The 21502-nt window shown below is 63.7% G+C and carries 25 protein-coding genes; 15 read left to right on the top strand and 10 right to left on the bottom strand.

From position 1 onward, the window contains the following. Positions 1-167 precede the first annotated feature (167 nt). The 3 genes from ilvC to ABWP92_RS09105 form a co-directional block, all read right to left on the bottom strand. Positions 168-1184 (bottom strand): ketol-acid reductoisomerase, encoded by a 1017-nt coding sequence (gene ilvC / locus ABWP92_RS09115; RefSeq protein ID WP_353235060.1) that lies wholly within the window; start codon positions 1182-1184, stop codon positions 168-170. A 126-nt stretch (positions 1185-1310) separates the two neighbouring features. Beyond that, positions 1311-1802, bottom strand: coding sequence for an acetolactate synthase small subunit (gene ilvN / locus ABWP92_RS09110; RefSeq protein ID WP_353235059.1), 492 nt, complete (start codon positions 1800-1802; stop codon positions 1311-1313). 195 nt (positions 1803-1997) lie between these two features. Then, positions 1998-3779, bottom strand: a complete 1782-nt coding sequence (locus ABWP92_RS09105; RefSeq protein ID WP_353235058.1) for an acetolactate synthase 3 catalytic subunit — start codon at positions 3777-3779, stop codon at positions 1998-2000. A gap of 288 nt (positions 3780-4067) precedes the next feature. On the opposite strand from ABWP92_RS09105, the gene ABWP92_RS09100 reads away from it, so the two are divergent. The 6 genes from ABWP92_RS09100 (at position 4068) to ABWP92_RS09075 (ending at position 7715) form a co-directional block, all read left to right on the top strand. Then, positions 4068-4640 carry an RNA polymerase sigma factor gene (locus ABWP92_RS09100; protein WP_353235057.1) on the top strand — a complete coding sequence of 191 codons (573 nt, stop codon included), beginning with the start codon at positions 4068-4070 and terminating at the stop codon, positions 4638-4640. Next, on the top strand, positions 4637-5095 hold the full coding sequence (locus tag ABWP92_RS09095) for a DUF3619 family protein (RefSeq protein ID WP_353235056.1): 459 nt from the start codon (positions 4637-4639) through the stop codon (positions 5093-5095). The genes ABWP92_RS09100 and ABWP92_RS09095 overlap by 4 nt, the downstream gene beginning before the upstream one ends. A 28-nt stretch (positions 5096-5123) precedes the next feature. Next, a complete protein-coding gene (locus ABWP92_RS09090) occupies positions 5124-5996 on the top strand; it encodes a DUF3106 domain-containing protein (protein WP_353235055.1) in 873 nt (290 codons plus the stop codon). Between the two features lie 23 nt (positions 5997-6019). Continuing rightward, a complete protein-coding gene (locus ABWP92_RS09085; protein WP_353235054.1) occupies positions 6020-6583 on the top strand; it encodes an RDD family protein in 564 nt (187 codons plus the stop codon). A 110-nt stretch (positions 6584-6693) separates the two neighbouring features. Further along, positions 6694-7095, top strand: coding sequence for a diacylglycerol kinase (locus ABWP92_RS09080; RefSeq protein ID WP_353235053.1), 402 nt, complete (start codon positions 6694-6696; stop codon positions 7093-7095). Beyond that, complete coding sequence (locus ABWP92_RS09075) at positions 7095-7715, top strand: LOG family protein (RefSeq protein ID WP_353235052.1); 621 nt, start codon at positions 7095-7097, stop codon at positions 7713-7715. The genes ABWP92_RS09080 and ABWP92_RS09075 overlap by 1 nt, the downstream gene beginning before the upstream one ends. Before the next feature lie 19 nt (positions 7716-7734). Here the strand turns inward: ABWP92_RS09075 and ABWP92_RS09070 are convergent, their stop codons facing one another. Next, positions 7735-8073 carry a P-II family nitrogen regulator gene (locus ABWP92_RS09070; RefSeq protein WP_353235051.1) on the bottom strand — a complete coding sequence of 113 codons (339 nt, stop codon included), beginning with the start codon at positions 8071-8073 and terminating at the stop codon, positions 7735-7737. A gap of 81 nt (positions 8074-8154) precedes the next feature. Then, complete coding sequence (locus ABWP92_RS09065) at positions 8155-9807, bottom strand: NAD+ synthase (protein WP_353235050.1); 1653 nt, start codon at positions 9805-9807, stop codon at positions 8155-8157. Positions 9808-10134: 327 nt separating this feature from the next. On the opposite strand from ABWP92_RS09065, the gene ABWP92_RS09060 reads away from it, so the two are divergent. Then, entirely contained in the window at positions 10135-11370 is a 1236-nt protein-coding gene (locus ABWP92_RS09060; RefSeq protein ID WP_353235049.1) for a GNAT family N-acetyltransferase, read from the top strand. 16 nt (positions 11371-11386) lie between these two features. On the opposite strand, the gene ABWP92_RS09055 is transcribed toward ABWP92_RS09060, so the two are convergent. Beyond that, positions 11387-11932: a chemotaxis protein CheW gene (locus tag ABWP92_RS09055; protein WP_502907495.1), complete on the bottom strand. Its 546-nt coding sequence runs from the start codon at positions 11930-11932 to the stop codon at positions 11387-11389. Between the two features lie 220 nt (positions 11933-12152). Beyond that, positions 12153-12692, bottom strand: a complete 540-nt coding sequence (gene ppa, locus ABWP92_RS09050) for an inorganic diphosphatase (protein WP_353235048.1) — start codon at positions 12690-12692, stop codon at positions 12153-12155. 319 nt (positions 12693-13011) lie between these two features. Between ppa and ABWP92_RS09045 the strand changes: the two genes are divergently transcribed. Continuing rightward, positions 13012-13569, top strand: a complete 558-nt coding sequence (locus ABWP92_RS09045; RefSeq protein WP_353235047.1) for a DUF2889 domain-containing protein — start codon at positions 13012-13014, stop codon at positions 13567-13569. Here ABWP92_RS09045 and ABWP92_RS09040 read toward each other — a convergent pair whose 3' ends face one another. Beyond that, the gene (locus ABWP92_RS09040; RefSeq protein ID WP_353235046.1) at positions 13570-14409 is read right to left on the bottom strand and encodes a type IV pili methyl-accepting chemotaxis transducer N-terminal domain-containing protein; all 840 of its coding nucleotides are present in this window, start codon (positions 14407-14409) and stop codon (positions 13570-13572) included. A 160-nt stretch (positions 14410-14569) separates the two neighbouring features. Between ABWP92_RS09040 and moaA the strand changes: the two genes are divergently transcribed. From moaA to ABWP92_RS09015, 5 genes are all read left to right on the top strand, one after another. Then, the gene (moaA, locus tag ABWP92_RS09035; RefSeq protein WP_353235045.1) at positions 14570-15709 is read left to right on the top strand and encodes a GTP 3',8-cyclase MoaA; all 1140 of its coding nucleotides are present in this window, start codon (positions 14570-14572) and stop codon (positions 15707-15709) included. A gap of 28 nt (positions 15710-15737) precedes the next feature. Next, entirely contained in the window at positions 15738-16451 is a 714-nt protein-coding gene (gene mobA, locus ABWP92_RS09030; protein WP_353235044.1) for a molybdenum cofactor guanylyltransferase MobA, read from the top strand. Further along, positions 16448-17011, top strand: coding sequence for a GNAT family N-acetyltransferase (locus ABWP92_RS09025; RefSeq protein WP_353235043.1), 564 nt, complete (start codon positions 16448-16450; stop codon positions 17009-17011). The genes mobA and ABWP92_RS09025 overlap by 4 nt, the downstream gene beginning before the upstream one ends. Continuing rightward, the gene (moeA, locus tag ABWP92_RS09020) at positions 17008-18294 is read left to right on the top strand and encodes a molybdopterin molybdotransferase MoeA (protein ID WP_353235042.1); all 1287 of its coding nucleotides are present in this window, start codon (positions 17008-17010) and stop codon (positions 18292-18294) included. Before ABWP92_RS09025 ends, moeA begins: the two co-directional genes overlap by 4 nt. 98 nt (positions 18295-18392) lie before the next feature. Continuing rightward, entirely contained in the window at positions 18393-18725 is a 333-nt protein-coding gene (locus ABWP92_RS09015) for a thioredoxin family protein (protein ID WP_353235041.1), read from the top strand. A gap of 26 nt (positions 18726-18751) precedes the next feature. Here the strand turns inward: ABWP92_RS09015 and rnhA are convergent, their stop codons facing one another. Together rnhA and ABWP92_RS09005 are read right to left on the bottom strand one after the other, a co-directional pair. After that, positions 18752-19201: a ribonuclease HI gene (rnhA, locus tag ABWP92_RS09010; protein ID WP_353235040.1), complete on the bottom strand. Its 450-nt coding sequence runs from the start codon at positions 19199-19201 to the stop codon at positions 18752-18754. A gap of 7 nt (positions 19202-19208) precedes the next feature. Beyond that, the gene (locus tag ABWP92_RS09005; RefSeq protein ID WP_353235039.1) at positions 19209-20084 is read right to left on the bottom strand and encodes a class I SAM-dependent methyltransferase; all 876 of its coding nucleotides are present in this window, start codon (positions 20082-20084) and stop codon (positions 19209-19211) included. A gap of 743 nt (positions 20085-20827) precedes the next feature. Between ABWP92_RS09005 and infA the strand changes: the two genes are divergently transcribed. Then, positions 20828-21094 carry a translation initiation factor IF-1 gene (gene infA / locus ABWP92_RS09000; protein WP_353235038.1) on the top strand — a complete coding sequence of 89 codons (267 nt, stop codon included), beginning with the start codon at positions 20828-20830 and terminating at the stop codon, positions 21092-21094. A 61-nt stretch (positions 21095-21155) separates the two neighbouring features. Continuing rightward, positions 21156-21464: an RNA-binding regulator gene (gene rbp, locus ABWP92_RS08995; RefSeq protein WP_353235037.1), complete on the top strand. Its 309-nt coding sequence runs from the start codon at positions 21156-21158 to the stop codon at positions 21462-21464. Positions 21465-21502 lie beyond the last annotated feature (38 nt).

Below are 21502 nucleotides of genomic sequence, written 5' to 3'. Positions count from 1 at the left end.
CGCAAAGCCGCTGTCGCGGCGCGAGGAGATCGTGAACACGTTCTTAGAGCCGCAAACACAACCCTCGATACGTCGTTGCTTCGCCTTGTCGTACGCTTGTACTGCCTGCGGCTTCGCGCCTCGTCTCGATCGCAAACCTTCGGTTTGCTGGGTCGTGTTAGCAGCTCTTAGTTGCGAGTCTGATCCACCAGCTTGTTCTTGGCGATCCAGGGCATCATCGCGCGCAGCTTGCCGCCCACGATTTCGATGCTGTGGTCGGCCGTGTTGCGGCGGCGCGCGGTCATCGAAGGATAGTTCAGGCGCCCTTCCTGGATGAAGCTCTTGGCGTAGTCGCCGTTCTGGATGTCCTTCAGGCACTGGCGCATGGCTTCGCGGGAAGTCTCGTTGACCACGCGCGGGCCTGTCACGTACTCGCCGTACTCGGCGTTGTTGGAGATCGAGTAGTTCATGTTGGCGATGCCGCCTTCATAGATCAGGTCGACGATCAGCTTGAGTTCGTGCAGGCATTCGAAGTACGCCATTTCAGGAGCGTAGCCGGCTTCGACCAGGGTTTCGTAACCCATCTTGATCAGCTCGACCGCGCCGCCGCACAGAACAGCCTGCTCGCCGAACAGGTCGGTCTCGGTTTCTTCCTTGAAGTTGGTCTCGATGATGCCGGCCTTGCCGCCGCCGTTGGCCATGGCGTACGACAGGGCCAGGTCGCGGGCCTTGCCGCTCTTGTCCTGATGCACGGCAACCAGGTGGGGAACGCCGCCGCCCTGGGTGTAGGTGGAGCGCACGGTGTGGCCGGGAGCCTTGGGGGCGACCATCCACACGTCCAGGTCGGCGCGCGGCACGACCTGGTTGTAGTGCACGTTGAAGCCGTGGGCAAAGGCCAGCGAAGCGCCTTGCTTGATGTTGGGCTCGACGTTGTTCTTGTAGACCTCGGCGATCTGCTCGTCGGGCAACAGGATCATCACCACGTCGGCGGACTTGACCGCATCGTTCACTTCCAGGACGTTGAGACCGGCCTTGCCGACCTTGTCCCAGGATGCGCCGCCCTTGCGCAGGCCGACCACGACCTTCACGCCGCTGTCGTTCAGGTTCTGGGCGTGGGCATGGCCTTGGCTGCCATAGCCAATGATGGCGACGGTCTTGCCTTTGATGAGGCTCAGGTCACAGTCTTTGTCGTAGAAAACTTTCATTTCGGCTCCGGGGTTTGGGTCTAGGGTGGGTGAAAAAGGAAAAATCAGGAAGATGGATCGCGTTGCAGGCAGGCGCGCCTCGAAGCCGTAGAGCTACCTCGGACGGCTCGCTGGCGCGAGAGCCTCTCAAACGCGCAGAATGCGCTCGCCCCGGCCAATGCCGCTGGCGCCGGTGCGCACTGTTTCAAGAATCGCCGAGCGGTCGATGGCCTGCAGGAACGCGTCGTTCTTGCTCTGGTCGCCCGTCAGCTCCACGGTGTAGCTCTTGTCGGTCACGTCGATGATGCGGCCGCGGAAGATATCGGTCATGCGCTTCATTTCCTCGCGCTCCTTGCCGACGGCACGCACCTTCACCATCATGAGCTCGCGCTCGGTATAGGCGCCTTCGGTGAGGTCGACCACCTTCACGACTTCGATCAGGCGGTTCAGGTGCTTGGTGATCTGCTCGATCACGTCTTCCGAGCCGTGCGTCTGGATGGTCATCCGCGACAGCGACGCGTCCTCCGTCGGAGCGACCGTCAGCGATTCGATGTTGTAGCCACGGGCGGAAAACAGGCCCACCACGCGGGACAGGGCGCCAGGTTCGTTTTCCAGCAGGACGGCAATGATGTGTTTCATGATGAAAGAGTCCTCTTTTCGCTGCCCTCCCCCGATGCCGGTAAGCATCGGGCTCGGCAGACAATAGATTCGTCAAAAGGGAGCCATTCTCGTCGAATGGCCGGGATGGCCCGGAGCGGGAGAACCCCAACCCCGGAATTTCAGGATTTACGGTAGGCGGATTTTCCGGGAGAGGAAAACGGGACCGGCCGTGTCTTACAGATCTTCCGACCCGAGCAGCATCTCGGTGATGCCCTTGCCAGCCTGGACCATCGGGAACACGTTTTCGGTGGGATCCGTGCGGAAGTCCATGAACACCGTCCGGTCCTTGAGCTTGCGGGCCTCGCGCAGCGCGGGCTCGACGTCCTGCGGGCGCTCGATGAGCATGCCGACGTGGCCATAGGCTTCCGCCAGCTTCACGAAATTGGGCAGCGAATCCATGTAGCTGTGGCTGTAGCGGCCCGAGTACTCGATCTCCTGCCACTGCCGCACCATGCCGAGGTAGCGGTTGTTCAGCGCGCAGATCTTGATCGGCGTGTTGTACTGCAGGCAGGTCGCCAGCTCCTGGATGTTCATCTGCACGGAGCCTTCGCCGGTGATGCAGAACACTTCGGACTGGGGCTTGGCGAGCTTGATGCCCATGGCATACGGAATGCCCACGCCCATCGTGCCGAGACCGCCGGAATTGATCCAGCGGCGCGGCTCGTCGAAACGGTAATATTGCGCTGCCCACATCTGGTGCTGGCCCACGTCGGATGTGATGTAGGTATCGGCATCCTTGGTCATGTTCCAGAGCGTGTCCACCACATACTGCGGCTTGATCACGCTGGTATTCTCGCGGTCGTATGCGAGGCAGTCGCGCCCGCGCCATACCTCGATCTGCTTCCACCACTGCGCCAGCGCGCCGGCCTCGGCACGGGTGGGCGTCTCGCGGATCATGTTGATCAGCTCGGTCAGCACGTCCTTCACATCGCCCACGATGGGCACGTCCACCTTCACGCGCTTGGAGATGCTGGAAGGATCGATGTCGATGTGGATGATCTTGCGGTCCACCGAGGCGAAGTGCTTGGGATTGCCGATCACGCGGTCATCGAAGCGCGCGCCGACTGCCAGCAGCACGTCGCAGTTCTGCATGGCGTTGTTGGCTTCGATGGTGCCGTGCATGCCGAGCATGCCCAGGAACTTGGGATCGGATGCAGGATACGCGCCCAGTCCCATCAGCGTGTTCGTGACCGGGTAGCCCAGCATGTCCACCAGCGTGCGCAGTTCGTTGCAGGCGTTGCCCAGAAGCACGCCGCCGCCGGTGTAGATGTAGGGGCGCTTGGCCGTCAGCAGAAGCTGCAGCGCCTTGCGGATCTGTCCGCCGTGCCCCTTCTTCACGGGGTTGTACGAGCGCATTTCCACGGTCTGCGGATAGCCTGAGTAAAGGGCTTTCTTGAAGGAAACGTCCTTCGGGATATCCACCACCACGGGGCCCGGGCGACCGGTGCGTGCGATGTGGAATGCCTTCTTCATGGTCGAGGCGATGTCGCGCACGTCCTTGACCAGGAAGTTGTGCTTGACGATGGGGCGCGTGATGCCGACGGTGTCGCACTCCTGGAACGCATCCAGGCCGATCGCGGGCGTGGGCACCTGCCCGGAGATGATCACCATCGGGATCGAATCCATGAACGCCGTCGCAATGCCCGTGACGGCATTCGTGAGGCCGGGGCCCGACGTCACCAGGGCGACGCCCACGTCACCCGTGGCGCGGGCATAGCCGTCGGCGGCGTGCACGGCGGCCTGTTCGTGGCGCACCAGCACGTGCTGCATGGTGTCCTGCTTGTACAGGGCGTCGTAGATATAGAGGACCGCGCCGCCGGGATAACCCCAGATGTACTGGACGTTTTCAGCCTGCAGGGATTTGATGAGAATTTCGGCGCCCATCAGTTCCTGGGAGCCGGATGCGCCGGTTGCTGCCGCGGCGGCCGATGAGATTTCGGCTTTGGAGATTTCCATGATCGATCAACCTTTGTGAATTTCTCTAACGAAAAACCTTGGGTGCCCCTCGGTCGAGCTCTTGTGAAGCCGCCTTGGAACTTGAGGCTTCGGTCATGAGCGAGATGGTTTTCGCCGAACCGAGACCCGTTTGCGTTATTTGCTGCAGTGCACATTATTGCACTTTGCGGGCGTCCGCACCCGGCTGCGCTCAAAAAAATTCTCTGATGTCATAATTGCAGGATTCGCAACCATGCGCCAGCGGCGACCGCCGGGCTCAGCCAGTCCCTTCCAGGGACAGTTTTTCACTTGGCCTCCGAACAAGAACTGTCAGATTTCCTCAAGAGCGTCGATAAGCGTGCCTTCAAGCGCACGGTGTATCACGTACGCGACGAGGATGCCGCGCTGGACATCGTGCAGGACAGCATGATCAAGCTGGCGGAGCACTACGGAGACAAGCCCGCCAACGAATTCCCCATGCTCTTCCAGCGCATTCTGTCCAACAGCACCCTGGACTGGTTCCGGCGCCAGAAAACTCGTAACGCTTTGTTTACAAGCTTGAGCGATTTCGAGAGCTCGCACGACGAATCAGGCGATTTCGACCTGCTGGAAATGTATTCTTCAGAGGGAAACGGCCGCGACGACACGCAAAGTTCCGAGGACCTGGTCCGCCGCAAACAGGTGCTGGGACAAATCGAAACCGAAATCCAGGAACTTCCCGCGCGTCAACGCGAAGCCTTCCTCATGCGTTACTGGGAGGAAATGGATGTTGCAGAAACCGCAGCCGCGATGGGCTGCTCGGAAGGCAGCGTAAAGACACATTGCTTTCGGGCAATACAGACACTCAGCAAGGCACTGAAGGCTAAAGGAATCGAGCTATGAACAACCATATCTCAGACAACTCGACAAACCCAGCCGCAGACCGTTTTGCTCGTCGGGTGGTCGCCCGGCTCGACCAGGGCGCCGGCGAGCTTCCATACGACATCACGGAACGGTTGCGCGCGGGGCGCATGCAGGCCCTGGCCAAGCGCAAGCGCGCCGCGGTCGCATCCCGCCCTGTCGTGGCTGAACCCGTCATTCTTCATGGAGGCCATACAGCCGCCATGGGCGGCGGCTGGGGCAGCGAAGGGGGAAACTGGTGGCGCGCCCTGGTATCCGCGGTGCCCGTGGCCGCTCTTCTGGTAGGCCTTATCATGATTGGCGTCAATCAAAATGAAGCCGGTGCGAATGAAATTGCCGAGGTCGATGCGGCGCTTCTCACTGACGACCTGCCTCCCGAGGCCTATACTGACCCAGGTTTTCAGCAGTTCCTGAAGACATCCCAACACAAACTTTAGAAATACAGTCGGCTGACCACCGATTTGCATGCAGAGATTGGCGCCAGAAGAATCCTCCCGCTCATCCCCCACCACCGCAGCCCCCTTCATCGGGGGTCTGTTGGTTCTGGCGTGCCTGGCATTCGGCGCCTGGAAAAGCGTCGCCTATCTCGAAATCGCGCCCACCATCCCCGTTCCCGTCGAGGCGCTGCCCGGCTCGCGCACCAATGTGCGCCCCGGAGCAATGTCGCCCAAGATTACTCCAAGCGTCAATCTGGGAGGCCCCGCCTGGGGAGAACTCACCAGCACGCAAAGAGACGCGCTGTCGCCGCTCGCCAATCGATGGGAGCAGTTGAGTGAAGGACAGAAACGGCACTGGATCAATCTGGCATCCAACTTCCAGTCGATGAGCGAGGAAGAGCAGGCAAAGATGCTCAGCCGCATGACCGAATGGGCCAGCCTGAGCGCGCAGCAGCGCAGCCAGGCACGGTTGAACTATGCGGCGACCAGCACCCTCTCCCCGGACGACAAGCGCGCGCAATGGGAGGCCTACCAGGCATTGAGCGACGAAGAGAAGAAGCGGCTCGCAGCCAGGGCCGTGCGCAAGCCGCTGGGCGCGGCCGTATCGCTCAAGCCAGTGTCTCCCAAAAAGCTGGTGCGTATTCCTGCAGTCACCACGGTTGCGCCAAGTCAACCCAACCCGCCCAAGATCCCGCCCCTGACGGACTACCATGTGCCGCACATGTACCCGCCGGCACAGGTTCCAGCCGCTCCAGCAGCCCCGCCGATGGTGGAAACCGCACCCGTGCAGGGCGCATCCGCCGAAGCCGTGCCGTTGCCGCCGCTCAACCCGGCATCCGCGGCCGAGCCGGAAGAACCCGTGGACCTGCGCGACATCACGTCGGTGAACTCCCCCCAATAAGTCCTCATGGCCCCCTTGTCCGCATGAATGCACCGTCAACCTCCGGTAATTCCGCAACCGCCCCAGGGGCGGCAGCCTCCTCGAACGCCGAAGGCAGGACGCCGCCGCTCAAGCGCCGCATGGCGTGCTGGCTGTACGAAGGTATTTTGATGTTCGGCGTGGTCTTCATCGCGGGCTATCTCTACAGCTCGCTCACGCAGACCCGCAACGCGCTCGACAACCGCCATGGCCTGCAGGCGTTCCTGTTCATGGTTTTCGGCATTTATTTCGTCTGGTTCTGGGCCAAGGGCCAGACGCTCGCCATGAAGACATGGAATATCCGCGTGGTGGACCGGCAAGGCCGCGCCATCTCCCAGTCGCGCGCGCTGCTTCGGTACGTGCTGTCGTGGATGTGGTTTCTTCCGCCGCTCGCCGTGAGCTGGGCTTTTCATCTGAGCGGCGGCGAATCCGTCGTCCTTCTCGCTGGGTGGATCGCCATCTGGGCCATATTGAGCCGTTTCCACCCCGATGGGCAATTCTGGCATGACGCGATGGCCGGCACGCGCCTCGTCCATTCGCAGCCGCTCGCCCGCAAGCGCAGGAAATAAACAGCGGCCCAAATGCCGCGCGCCGGGCCTGGGACGGCCTTCAGGCCCTATCATCACCCACAGGCCCATCCGCCCACAGACCACGCCCCTCAAGCCGTTTTCTTCCGCTCATGGAACCCGCCGACTCCAGCACCCCAGCACCCCACCCGCACAAGATGCGCACCGGCCTGAACCGCCTCGCGCATGCGTTCGGCTATTCCCTGCAGGGACTGGGCGCGGGCTGGAATGAAAAAGCGTTCCGGCTGGAAACCTGCCTTGCCGCGGTGCTTATTCCGCTGGCGTTCTGGGTAGGCTCGAACTGGCTGGAAACCGCCATGCTGGCGGCAACCGTCATGCTGGTGCTGATCGTCGAGCTGCTCAACTCGGGCATTGAAGCGGCCATCGACCGCATCGGCCCCGAACTTCACGAACTATCCAAGCGCGCCAAGGACATGGGGAGCGCAGCCGTGCTCCTGTCCCTGCTGCTTTGCGGCGCTGTCTGGGCCGCGGCCCTGTACCAAAGGCTGAACTGATGTCTTCACCAACCCCAACCACTGCACAAACACACCCGGCCTTCTCGATCTGCGTGTACCTGGGCTCCCGCCCCGGCGAGAATCCCGCCTTCGCCCAGGCCGCGCAAGAGGTCGGCCAGTGGATCGGCGAGCGTGGCGGCCAGTTGGTCTACGGCGGCGGGCGCGGCGGCCTGATGGGCACGGTGGCCGAAGCCACGCGCTTGGCGGGCGGGCGCGTCGTCGGCGTGATTCCCAAGGCGCTGGTGGACAAGGAACTGGCCAATCACGCCTGTGACGAACTGCACATCGTGGACAACATGCACGAACGCAAGGCCATGATGGCCGAGCGCAGCGATGCCTTCGTCGCCCTGCCCGGCGGCATAGGCACGTTCGAGGAACTGTTCGAGATCTGGACCTGGCGCCAGCTCGGCTATCACGACAAGCCGCTGGGCCTGCTGAACGTGGACGGTTATTACGACGGGTTGATCCACTTCCTGAACACCAGCGTGAGCTCGGGGCTCATGGGTGAATGGCAGATGGACCTGATCACGTTCAGCAGCGACAAGGACGCCCTGCTGCGCAAGCTGGTGCAGGAGGCGGGCAACAACATGTCGCAGATTCCGCTGCGGGAAGTGATCTAGCCCCAGCTCCTGGCCGCGCTCAAACCGCGGCGTCGTCCAGGTCGCCGGTGCGGATGCGGATCACCCGCTCGACTTCGGTCACGAAAATCTTGCCGTCGCCGATCTTGCCGGTGCGCGCCGCATTGACGATGGCATCGACGCAGCGGTCCACGTCCTCGCCGCGCACGACGACTTCGATCTTCACCTTGGGCAGGAAATCAACGACGTATTCAGCACCGCGATACAGTTCCGTGTGGCCCTTCTGGCGGCCAAAGCCCTTGACTTCGGTAACGGTCAAGCCGGTCACGCCGCACTCCGCCAACGCCTCGCGGACTTCTTCGAGCTTGAATGGCTTGATGACGGCGGTGATCATTTTCATGGCGGGAACTCCTGATGTTTTCGAAAGCTGACAGGGCATGGAACACCGGCCACCGCCCCAGCGGCCGGCCCGGTGTCTCACTCACGCCCTGAATTGATTGGTAATGGGATAGCGCCAGTCCTTGCCGAAACTGCGCCGCGTCACGCGCACGCCCACCGGTGCCTGTCGACGTTTATATTCGTTGATCTTAATGAGTCGCGTGACCCGATCGACATCGGCCTGCGCAAAACCCGCAGAGACAATGGAGTCAATCGGCTCGTCGCGCTCCATATAGCGCTCCACGATGGCATCCAGGATCTCGTACGGCGGCAGGCTGTCCTGGTCCTTCTGGTCGGGCCGCAGCTCGGCGCTGGGCGGGCGCGTGATGATCCGCTCCGGTATGGGGTTGGAGCCACGGCCATAGGGATCGTTTTCATTGCGCCAGCGCGCCAGCGCGAACACGCGGGTCTTGAGCACATCCTTGATGACGGCGAAACCGCCCGCCATGTCGCCGTAGAGCGTGCAGTAGCCGGTGGCCATCTCGCTCTTGTTGCCCGTGGTGAGCACCACCGAGCCGAACTTGTTGGACAGCGCCATCAACAGCGTGCCACGGATGCGCGCCTGCAGGTTCTCCTCGGCCGTATCTTCCGGCAGGCCGGCAAAATCCTCTGCCAGCGCCGCCTTGAAGGCCTCGAACTGGGGCGCGATCGCGATTTCCTCGTACCGCACGTTCAGCCGCGACGCCATGTCGCGCGCGTCGATCCAGCTGATGTCCGCCGTATAGGGCGACGGCATCATCACCGTGCGGCATCTGTCCGCGCCCAGCGCATCCACGGCAATCGCCAGCACCAGCGCCGAATCGATGCCCCCCGACAGGCCCAGCAGGACGCCCGGGAAACCGTTCTTGCCCACATAGTCGCGCACTCCGGTCACCAGCGCGGCCCACATCTGCGACTCCCAGCCCGGCTCGCCAGACACGGCCCCGGACAATACGAGCGAGCCGTTCCCGGCGGTCACGTCGACCCGCGCAAGAATCTCCTCGAACGACGGCGCGCGCATGGCCGTCGCGCCATCCGCGTTCAACGCGAACGAAGCGCCCTCGAACACCACCTCGTCCTGCCCGCCCACCAGATGCGCATAGACCAGCGGCAAGCCGGTTTCGCTCACGCGCGCGCGCATCTGCGCTTCGCGCTCGGCGCTCTTGCCCACATGGAACGGCGAGGCGTTGATGCACACGATCATCTGCGCGCCGGCCCGGGCCGCCGCCGCGGCAGGCTCCGCATGCCAGGCGTCCTCGCAGATCAGCAGGCCGATGCGCACACCGTCCACCTCGAACACACAGTCGCCCTGCCCCGCGATGAAATAGCGCTGCTCGTCGAACACCTCGTAATTGGGCAGACGCTGCTTCGCATAGGTCTGCTCGATACGGCCGCCGCGAATGATGCTGGCCGCGTTATGGCAACGGCCGCCGGGCTCATGGGCAATGCCTTGCGGATGACCGACCACCAGCGCCAGCCCGGGCAGCCCGGCGCTCGCCTCGGCGATCTGATGGAGAGCCGCCTCGCAGGCCGCGAGAAACGAAGGCCTGAGAAACAGGTCTTCGGCGGCATAGGCGGCCAGCGCGAGTTCCGGCGTCAACAGCAGGCGAGCGCCCTCGGCATGGGCGATGCGCGCGGATTCGATGATTTTCCGGGCGTTGCCCTGGATGTCGCCCACGACAAAATTCTGCTGGGCAATGCAAATGGCAAATGACATGGCGAGAGGGAATATGACTGCGTTGATTATGTCATCGCACTTTCACCGGCGCGGGCCCGGCGCCCAAAAGCCTTGCGCGGAGTTTTCCCCACAAAGCCTGGACAGCGCTGTGGATAGCTGGAGGGCATTTCTGTATGCGAAGCGCAACCCATTGAATATGAAAGCCTTTTCAGGATAGCCTCATTTTTGTGCAGCCCAGCCATTTCCCTCTTGTCCGGCTTCTGAGCCGCGGGGCACGCGGATACGGAATTTGCGTCATGATTCCGTCGTCAGCATCATCCGCCCCAGCTCCCGCGAATTCCCGTGCAAGACCACCGCCCGCCGACAATGACTCGCGCCCATGGCGCACCCCCATCCGGCCATGTGCTGGAGCTTTTCGCCAGCGCGCGCGAAATCGATCCCGCGCAGTGGGACGCCCTGCACGGCGCGCAATCCAACCCCACGCCCTTTCTGACGCACGCCTATCTGTCCGCCCTGGAGGAAAGTGGATGTGCAAGCCCGGACACCGGCTGGACGCCGCTGTATTTCACGCTGCGGCGCGAGTCCGGCGCCAGCCTGCCCGCGACCTGGGACGCCGCATGCGTGCTCTACCTCAAATCGCACTCCTATGGTGAATACGTATTCGACTGGGCCTGGGCCGATGCCTACCAGCGTCACGGGTTGCCGTATTACCCCAAGGGCGTGCTCGCCGTTCCGTTCACCCCCGTCCCCGGCGCGCGGCTGCTGGCGCGTGATGCGAGCGCACGCGCAATGCTTCTGCACGCGATCACGGACTGGGCAAAGGATGCGGGCCTGTCCTCGCTGCACATGCTGTTCGCCGACGAGGACGACCTGCGCGCCGCGCACGACGCGGGATGGCTGCTGCGCCATACGGTGCAGTTTCACTGGCGCAACCGCCACCCTCGCACGCAGCAGCCCTTTGCGGATTTCGAGGAATTCCTCGCATCGCTGAACCAGGAAAAGCGCAAGAAAATCCGCCAGGAGCGCCGCCGCGTGGCGGAGGCCGGGGTGAGTTTTCGCGTCCGCGAAGGCACGCAGATCACGTCCGGCGACTGGGATTTCTTCTACGCCTGCTACGAGCGCACCTATCTCGAACACGGCAACGCGCCCTATCTCTCGCGCGACTTCTTCCTGCGCATGCAGCAGGACATGCCCGATAACTGGGTGATCTTCATCGCCGAACGCGGCGGCGCGCCCATCGCCTGCAGCCTGCTTGCGCGCCGCGCGGCCCGGGACTCCGGCGCAACAACCCTTGCCCCGGTCGCCTATGGCCGGTATTGGGGAGCGCTGGAGCGGGTCGACTGCCTGCATTTCGAGGCCTGCTACTACCAGCCGCTGATCTGGTGCATCGCCAACGGCGTGGAGCGTTTCGAAGGCGGCGCCCAGGGGCAGCACAAGATGGCCCGCGCATTATTGCCGGTACAGACCAGCAGCGCGCACTGGCTGGCGCACCCCGGCTTCGCCCAGGCCGTGGAACATTTTCTGGAACGCGAGGGCAGAGGAATCGGGCAGTACCTGAATGAGCTGCACGACCGCAGCCCGTTCAGGCGCACCGGCCCGTGAGGGCCGTCCCGGAACGTCAGCGAGGCCCGGCAGCTTCCTGAGGCGGCTCCTGCTCCAGTTGCTGCAGCAGCCCTATCTCCGACGGGCTGAGCAAGGATGCGATATCCACCACGATCAGCATGCCCGCCTCCGCTGGCGCAATGCCGCGTATGAACGCGGTATCCACGGCGCCCTGAAAACGCGGCGCGGGCTTGATCGCATCATCGGCCAGCGCAACCACGTCGGCCACGGCATCCACCACCGCCCCCAGCAACATGCCCTCGACCTTCAGCACGATCACCACCGTGAACTCGCCGCAGTCCGCGCGCGCGCAGCGCAGCTTCATGCGCAGATCGATGACCGGCACGATCGCTCCCCGCAGGTGGATCACGCCCCTGATGAACTCCGGCGCATGCGCCAAGCGGGTCGGCGCTTCATAGGAGCGGATTTCCTGCACGCAGAGAATGTCGATGCCATACACCTCCTCTCCCAGGCGAAACGTCAGGTACTTGGACATGGGCGCGGCCGGCGCTGGCGCGGCGCGGCGCGATGACGGGGTGCGCGAGGAAGCAAAGGGCGACATGGGCAGGGTCCTGATCAATCGGGCGGGAAAGCCTGGCGGCAGCCGGATGTTACCCCCAGCGCCGGCCCATCGCCTGGCTCACCCCGCGGGGCATCATGCCCGGCCCGCATGAAAAAAGCCCGCTCGCGCATGGCAAGCGGGCTTTTCGCGGATTGGGAGGCTGGGGGTTGGAAATGGGCCATCCAGACCCACCCAGCCCGTTCAGACCCATCGCGGACGATCAGGCCTTCCCGGACTTTTCGTAGTTGGCCGCGCCGTCGGTCAATTCCTTGTGCGCCTCGTCCATGCCGCCCCAGCCCAGCACCTTGACCCACTTGCCCTCTTCCAGATCCTTGTAGTGGGCAAAGAAGTGCTCGATGGCCTTCAGCTTGATGTCGGGCAGATCGCCCAGGGTCTTGATATTGGCGTACTGCTTGAGGATCTTGGCCGTGGGAACCGCCAGCACCTTGCCGTCCACGCCGGCTTCATCTTCCATCTTCAGGATGCCCAGCGCGCGGCAGGGAACCACCACGCCCGGCGGCAGCTTATAGGGCGTGACGACCAGCACGTCCACCGGATCGCCGTCGCCCGACAGCGTTTGCGGCACGTAGCCGTAGTTGGCGGGATAGAACATGGAAGTCGTCATGAAGCGGTCCACGAAAATCGCGCCGGTTTCCTTGTCCACTTCGTACTTGATCGGATCGGATTCCATCGGGATCTCGATCACGACGTTGAAGGCTTCAGGCAGGTTCTTGCCAGCGGGGACGTTGTTCAGGGACATGATCTCAACAATTTCGAGTGAATGGATGAATTGGCATTTTGCCGCGCGGCTCGCGCCAGGCGGGAAACCGTTCATTCTAAGACCAAGCTCCTTGCATGCAGCTTTCGCACTGAAATGACAGGAAGACGAGCCCCGGGAATGCGCGGGCGTTCCCGGGACATGCAGAACCTTGGCGACAGCAATTTTTTTGCGCCTCCCGCACAATGCAGCAAGTTTTGCGCCTGCTCAATACCCACTGCCGTGATGGCCAGTCTCCAACAGAGCCGCCACAGTGCCGCAGCGCCTTTCATTCAAGAAATTCCGCCCGTTCAAAATAAAAATGCCTTTGTCCCCACCCGTTGCCCGCACCGCCCGACATATCCGCCGCGTCACCTACCACGGTTACGAGCGCGAGGATGGACTCTGGGACATAGAGGGCGAGCTTCACGACAGCAAAGCCGAGGACACGCCTTTCATACGCGATCCCCGCATCATCCGCCGTGCTGGCGAGCCCATTCACCACATGTGGCTGCGCGTGACGGTCAACCGGGAGCTGGTCGTGCAAGCCATCGAGGCCGCGATGGACGCGCACCCCCTGGGCGGCTGCCCCGAGGCGCTGGCATCCATCCAATCCATGGTCGGCTGCAGCATGTCGCGCGGCTGGCGCAAGGCGATACAGGCCAACCTCGGCGGCGTCGCGGGCTGCACGCACGTCCGTGAACTGCTGTTCAACCTGGCCACCGCCGCCTTCCAGAGCATGCCCGCCGCATTCAGCGGCGACGAAGGCGAGCCGCCGCGCCACCTCAATCAATGTACCGGCTGGGACTTCAACGGGCCGGGGGTCAAGGAATTCTTCCCTCAGTTCTACGGGCGAGGAGCCGAGGCCTTGACGAAGTGATCAACCGATCACCGACTGCAGCGCCGTCTCGTACAACTGCGCCAGCTCGTCCATCAATTCCAGCAGCCGTTCGCTGGTCGTCGCCACATCCTTGAGCCCGCGCGCATCCGGCTGGCGCTTGACGGCCGCGTCGAAAAAGACGAACTGAGCCTGCCCCATCTCCAGCGCCGAGCGGATGGCCGCCGTGTTCACGGCAGCTTCCGCCAGTTGCCCGAGCGAGGCCTGGAACAAGTCCAGATCACCGGCCATCTGGTCGCGCGCTTCCCGCAAGTCGAAGCCGGCCGCGAGCAAGGTGTAGTTCTTGGCGACACGCTGGGACAGCATGCGCTGGCGGCCCGCCACGTTCACCAGTTGAGCGGTGGAGGACTGGGTGAGTTTTTCGAAGGCTTCCGTGGCCGTGTTCGCCAGCTTGAGCATCTCATCGGATTGCCTGGAGACGGCCAGAAAGCCATCCCTGTCGGCGGGCAAGGCCGCCATGGTGATGAGCTTCGTCGCACTGGCGTGCACGTCAGCGATGTGGCGCGCGACCGCTCCGGGCCAATTCTGACGCTCCAGCTCGGCCAGGCCCGACTGCACCTGTTGCACCGTCTGCTGCAAGACCTTGCGGGTCTGTTCGGGCAACATCTTCAGATATAGTTGCCCATATGCCTTGGCCATGCGCTGCGACAAAGCGCGGAACTTCGCCGTGCGGTTGATGGCCGTGGCGATCGCCATGCGCTCCTGGGCCGTCAGGGTTACGGTGGCGGGCGCGCAAATGGCCGCGACCAGCAGGCGCACGGCAGCCCTGCGGCCACGCAGACATGGAACTGTCTCGGCCAGATTTGTATCAAAATCATTCATATGACGGATTTTGCGCACGGGCTCATTTCCAGTCCCGGCTTTTTCAGAAATTTCTGACCGTTACTAATAGTTGCGCGATATCGTCAGCGGTCACTCCAAAAATTGAAGAGCTTCAAGGCTTTCGCACAAAGGCAGCTGTAGAAACCCCTCCCTGATATCCATGGCAGAACGCATCATTCCCATCGTTGAGCAGCGCTCGGGCGCCCTGCCCGCCATCGTCCCCCAGGGCGCGGCGGCGAGCCGCGGCCATGTGCGGGACACGCTGGGCCGCGAATTGCGGGATCTGCGCATCAGCGTGACAGACCGGTGCAATTTCCGCTGCTCCTACTGCATGCCCAAGGATGTGTTCAACAAGGACTATCCATACCTTCCCCACAGCGCGCTGTTGAGCTTCGAGGAAATCTCCAGGCTCGCGCGCCAGTTCCTTGCGCTGGGTGTCCGCAAGATTCGCCTGACCGGCGGCGAGCCGCTGCTGCGCAAGAACATCGAGCAGCTCGTCTCGCAACTGGCCGCGCTGCGCACGCTCGACGGCAAGGTGCCCGACCTCACGCTCACCACCAACGGCTCGCTGCTGGCGCGCAAGGCCCAGGCGTTGCGCGATGCGGGGCTTTCCCGCGTCACCGTGAGCCTCGACAGCCTGGATGATGCGATCTTCCGCGGCATGAACGACATGGATTTCCCCGTCGCCGCAGTGCTCGCCGGCATCGAGGCGGCGCACAAGGCGGGGCTCGAGCACATCAAGGTGAACATGGTCGTCAAGCGCGGCACCAACGACCACGAGATCGTGCCGATGGCCCGTCATTTCCGGGGAACGGGCATCACCCTGCGCTTCATCGAATACATGGACGTGGGATCGACCAACGGCTGGCGCATGGACGAGGTCATGCCCTCGGATGACGTCATCCGCCTGCTCCAGGGCGAATTTCCACTCGTGCAACTCAGCGCCAGCTCGCCCGGCGAGACGGCCAGGCGATGGGGATATGCCGATGCCGGCGGCAGGCACGACCCGTCACTGGGCGAAATCGGCGTGATCAGCAGCGTCACCCACGCGTTCTGCGGGGACTGCAACCGCGCCCGCCTTTCGACGGAGGGGCAGCTGTACCTGTGCCTGTTCGCCCAGCATGGGTACGACCTGCGCAGCCTGCTGCGCGGCCAGGCAAGCGATGCGGACATCGCCTCGGCCATCGCGCAGATCTGGGGCGGGCGCTCCGACCGTTATTCCGAACTGCGCAGCGAATTGCCGCCCGATACGTCGGGCCACCCCATGCGGCGCGTGGAAATGAGCTACATCGGCGGCTAAACTCGCCCCTGCGAGCCGCGCTCTTGCGGTGCCACGGGAGCGCATCATTCCATCCATTTCCGCAGCCACACCCGCCTCATCCGGCACAGGGGAGATCGACTCCCGGGACATCACCGGACTGGTGCTCGCCGGCGGCAGGGCGACACGCTTTGGCGGCGCCGACAAGGGGTTGGAAAAATTTCTCGGCCAGCCGCTCGCACAGGCGGCGCTCCAGCGGCTCGCCCCGCAGGTGGGGCCACTGGCCATCAGCGCCAACCGCCATCTCGACAAATATGCGCGGTTCGGAGTGCCTGTGTGGAGCGACACCCTTGCCGATTTCCCCGGCCCGCTCGCCGGCATGCTCAGCGGCCTCGAACATATCCGCACGCAATGGCTGCTCACGGTTCCCTGCGACTCTCCCAGATTCCCGCCGGATCTGGTGAGCCGTCTGGGCCAGGCGATCATGCGCGACAAGAGCCGGTGCGCCTTCGCCGCCGCACCCGATCCAGCCAGCGGAGAGCAACGCCTGCACCCTGTTTTCTGCCTGCTGCATCGCAGCCTGCGAGCAAGCCTCGACGCCTGCCTGGCCGCGGGTGAGCACCGCGTCATGCACTGGCTGCGCGGCCAGCCGCACAGCATCGTGACGTTCGACCTGCCCGGCGACGACGCCAATGCATTCGCCAACACCAATACACCACAGGATCTGCGCCTGCTCGAAGCCCTGGCCGCCCCGCCGCACGGCGCGCATCACGCGGGGCCATGACGCAGCAGCCCTCATCCGCCATCCGCATCGAAGTGCTTCGCGCCGCCGATGCGCCCGCCTACAAGGCGCTGCGCGATGCGTCGCTGCTGCGTTCGCCCGAAGCCTTCTCGACGGACTACGCCACGGCGGTCGCACGCCCCGCGATGATCTACGCGGCCCGCTTCTCGGAACCTGGCTCGGGCCCGTTCCACCTGGGCGCTTTCGCCGCGAATCACCGGCTCGTGGGCAGCCTCGGCTTCGAGCGCGAGCAGGCGCTGTTCAAGCGGCATATAGGCCAGATCCATGCCGTCATGATTGATGTCAATTTTGAACGCCAAGGAATCGCGCGACAATTGCTCGAAGCCTGCATTGCGCACACACAACGGATGGTCGGGCTCGAAATGCTCCAACTCAGCGTCACCGCCAGCAACGAACGGGCCATCGGCCTGTACCGGCACGCGGGCTTTCTCATATACGGCAGGGAGCCGCGCGCCATCAAGGCCGGCGGCGCGGGGCACGACCGCCTCCTGATGGTCCGCCCGCTGCCCGGCTGTCCCGACCTGAACCTCTCAGCCACATGACCTCTTTGAACTCCATCGCCGACAGCATTCCGGGCTACGACCGCAACGACATGCCCGTCGATGCCGTTCATGATTTCCTCGCCGAAATGCTCGCGCCGGTCTCCGGCTCCGAGACCGTCGCGCTGTTCGATGCGCTCGGGCGTATCGTGGCCAGGGACGTGATCTCGCCCGTCAACGTGCCGCCACATGACAACTCGGCCATGGACGGCTATGCCTTCCACGGCGAGAGCCTGCGCGCGGGCCAGCCGCTGCAACTGGAATGCATCGCCACCGCGCTGGCGGGACATGCGTGGTCCGGCAGCGTGGCTGCCCACCAATGCGTGCGCATCATGACCGGCGCCGTCATGCCCCCGGGACTGGACACGGTGGTCCCCCAGGAGCTGACACGCACCGCCGCCGACGGCGGCATCGTCATTCCCGCCGATGCCATCCGCGCGGGGGGCAACCGCCGCAGCAGGGGCGAGGACCTGACGCAAGGCAGCGTGGCCCTGGCCCGCGGCGAGCCGATCACGCCGGCGGCGCTCGGTCTCCTGGCGAGCCTGGGCCTTGCGCGGATCGAGGTCAGCCGCCGTTTGCGTGTCGCGTATTTTTCGACCGGCGATGAAATCCTCGAGCCCGGCGAGCCGCCGCGCGAAGGGGCGGTCTACGACAGCAACCGCTACGCGCTGTTCGGACTTCTTGCCCGGCTCGGCGTTCAGGTGATCGACCTCGGTGCGGTGCGGGACGAGCCCCTGCAGCTCGAAGCCATGCTCCGCCGGGCCGCCGACAGCGCCGACGCCGTCATCACCAGCGGCGGCGTCAGCGGCGGAGACGCCGATCACACCAGGGCGCTGATGAAGCAGCTCGGCGAGGTGGCCTTCTGGCGGATCGCCATGCGACCCGGCCGCCCCATGGCGGTGGGCTGGCTCGCGCGCGGCGCGGGCGCCGAACGCTGCGCGCTGTTCGGACTCCCCGGCAACCCCGTGGCCGCCATGGTCACATTCCTGGTGTTCGTGCGCCCCGCCCTGCTGCGGATGATGGGCTGCGGCCGCACCGAAACGCCCTGCCTGCAGGCCGTTTGCACGGAGCCGCTGCGCAAACGCCCGGGCCGCACGGAATTCCAGCGCGGCGTGGTCTCGCGCTCGCAAGACGGCAGCCTGCAGGTGCGCACCACGGGCAACCAGGGCTCGGGCATGCTCAGCTCCATGGTGCATGCCAACGGCCTGATCGTGCTGCCCCACGACCGTGGCGCGGTGCAGCCCGGCGAGCGCGTCGAAGTCATGATGTTTGACGGCCTGATCTGACACGAGGCGCCGCCCCCGGCCTCCTGGCCCGGCTCTGCCAACGCCCCACAATGCGGGATATTGAAAGCACGCCCGAAAATAAAAAGGAGAGACGGCACATGCCCTACACCAGCCGCCACGCCAGCGTCCCGCCGACGCGCGAATCCATCGACCAGCTCCCCGGAGCCGCCGTGCTGGAGTTCGGCACGCCCTGGTGCGGACACTGCCAGCGCGCGCAGCCCCTGATCGAGCAGGCGCTCGAGGATCAGCCCGACGTTGCCCACATCAAGGTCGAGGATGGACCCGGCCAGCGCCTGGGCCGCGGTTTTGGAGTGAAACTCTGGCCCACGCTGGTGTTTCTCCGCGACGGCAAGGAAATGGCACGGCTGGTCAGGCCGCAGTCCGCGCAGGCCATTCACGAAACTATCTCGGGGTTGACCGCCATCCGGTGACTCGAACCCGGGAGGCCTGGCCCCCGTCAGACACGCCCCAGGGCCAGTTCCACGCCCTTGTTGGCCAGCGCGTCCGCCCGCTCGTTGCCCGGATCGCCCGCATGCCCCTTCACCCAGCGCCATTCGATCTTGTGGCCGGCATGGGCCGCCAGCTCATCGAGGCGCTGCCATAGCTCCACATTCTTGACCGGACCGCCGCTCGCGGTACACCAATTCTTCTTTTTCCAGCCGTGAATCCATTCGGTGATGCCCTTGCGCACATACTGGCTGTCCAGATACAGAGTGACTTCGCAGGGCCGCTTGAGCGCCGTCAGCGCCTCGATCACCGCCAGCAGCTCCATGCGGTTATTGGTGGTTTCCAGCTCTCCCCCGAACAACTCCTTTTCCAACTTCCCCGAGCTCAGCACGGCCCCCCAACCACCCGGACCCGGATTGCCCTTGCATGCCCCGTCCGTATAGATCACTACATGTGTCACAAAAAACCTACTTCCGATGAAAATGTGGCCGCGTATTGGCCACCGGCACCGGAGATGGCGCCGGCGCCTTCTGCGCGGCGCCCTTGCGCCAGGACGGCCCCAACAGCCGTACGCCCTGAACGCGCTTGACCGCAACTATCACATAAGCCGCACCCAGAATCGGCCACCAGCGGGCGCCCAGCGCATCCAGGGCCGAATATTTTTCAAGCCACCCCTGGCTTCGCACCGCCGGCCGGTAACAGCCAAAACTGATGGATTCGATCTGGAACCCCAGCAATTGAAGCCAGTCGCGCAGCCGGTTGGGCGCGATGAGCTGCCCCGCCTCGGGCAGGTACAGCCGTCCTCCCAGGCCCAGCCGGCGATTCAGGCGCGCCCTTGCGTGATTCATGCCCCACAGGCTGAACGGATTGAACCCGCTGATCAACACCCGCCCTTCCGGCACCAGCACCCGCCCGGCCTCGCGCAACGCGGCGTGCGGATCGGGACTGTCCTCCAGAGCATGCGGCATCAGGACCAGATCCAGGCTCGCCTCTCCGAACGGCAGCATCACCGGCTCGGCCAGGAGCGCCACGGGCGGCCCGGTGCGCGGGCCGTCGGCGCCATTCGTTCCACCATTCGTTCCGCCATTCATGCGAACGTTCTCTGAGTCGCACTGGCTCTCCAGCATCATGGCCTGCGCCTGTCCCAGCGCCAGCCAGCGGTGAGGCATGCGATTGGCTCGCAGCCCCTCAAGCCGCGGCGCCCCCAACTGCAGCGCGCGATAGCCGAACAGGTCGGCGACGAGCTCGTCATGGCGCTCCTGCTCCCACTCCAGCACATACCGTCCCGGCGGAGTGTCGAACCAATGGTGGAGGCTGACAGTTTCAGTTTCGGGCTGTTTCATGACCGGCAAGCCGTCAAAGAATGATTGTCATTGAAAATCAACAACATACATCTATTTTCCAGTGTAATGAACAGCATATCCAAGCCCGTTCTTGCGCCTTGTGTCACCTTGCCTGTCGCGGCAGGAAAGAGCATCTTGCAAGCATCATTTCATATCCCCGCTGAACTGCACGCAAGGCAGGGAGCCCCGCCCGAATGCAATGGCGTTTTCAACGATTCTGCATGAAACCATGAAAGCGCATAGAATGAACCCATGCGCTAGGCATTCACTCGCCTTTCTTAGCGCCTGTATGACCCGACCAGGCCCCTTGGCTGGCGGGCCCGACCTCTTCCCAAAAGAGACTCTTCGAGTCACCCTTTTGTCTCGCGGCGAGCATCCCGGAGTTCCATTGTGCGGACTCCCGCCCAGTCTCCCTCCCGAATGCCGGCATATCGGCCTGCGTGAGGAAGCCTCCCTTTCCCTCCCCGCACTCTCCCCTGGAGAGCATGACGCATGTCACACACCCCTTTCGAGCGAGTCGGCAGCTACATAGTCACGCCATTGGTCAAAACAACTTGCCAAGGCCGGTTTTCCGCCTCCGTCTCCATCCGCCGCGGTATGTACGACCGTATTTTCAGATTCGTAGCCAGTTTCCCCACTCAAGCGCAGGCATGGCGGCATGCGCTGAGCGAAGGAAGAGACATGGTGCTTTCCAACCGACTTAATTAATCAATGCAGGCACGCAGCCGCAAGCAAGGAGAACTTTGTCCAAAGAAGAATTGATTGAGATGCAAGGCCGGGTAGACGAAGTTCTGCCTGATGCGCGTTATCGCGTCACCCTTGAAAACGGCCACCAGCTCGTGGCCTATACCGGAGGAAAGATGCGCAAGTTCCGCATCCGGATTCTGGCCGGAGACCGGGTCACGCTGGAGATGTCTCCCTACGACCTGAGCAAGGGCCGCGTGACCTTCCGCCATATCGAAACACGTTCCGGCGCGCCCGCGAAAACACCATTTCGCAAGCGCCACTGATTCCCTTTTTTGAAACCCATGCGGCCAGCCATGCTGGCCCGCCTTCCCAACCAGGAATGAAATGAACAATCGTCTATACGTCGGCAATCTCGCCTACTCGACAACCAACGAATCGCTGACCCAAGCCTTCAGCGAATTCGGTGCCGTATCCAGCGCCAAGCTGGTGATGGACCGCGAAAGCGGCCGCTCCAAGGGCTTTGCCTTTGTCGAAATGCAAACGGAGGCCGAAGCCCAAGCCGCCATCAACGCGCTGGATGGCGCATCGGTGGACGGCCGCGCCATCAAGGTGAACGTGGCCCGCCCGCCCGAGCGCCGTGAAGGCGGCTTTGGCGGCAATCGCACCGGCGGCTATCGCAACGACAGGTACTGATCAGCCGGGTCGCATCAAAGAGAGAACCGCCCTTGGGC

Source organism: Diaphorobacter ruginosibacter, assembly GCF_040396215.1.
Classification (GTDB): Bacteria; Pseudomonadota; Gammaproteobacteria; order Burkholderiales; family Burkholderiaceae_C; genus Diaphorobacter_A; species Diaphorobacter_A ruginosibacter_A.
The sequence above is the reverse complement of the archived record's forward strand: the minus strand, read 5'-3'. Positions and strand labels throughout refer to the sequence as shown.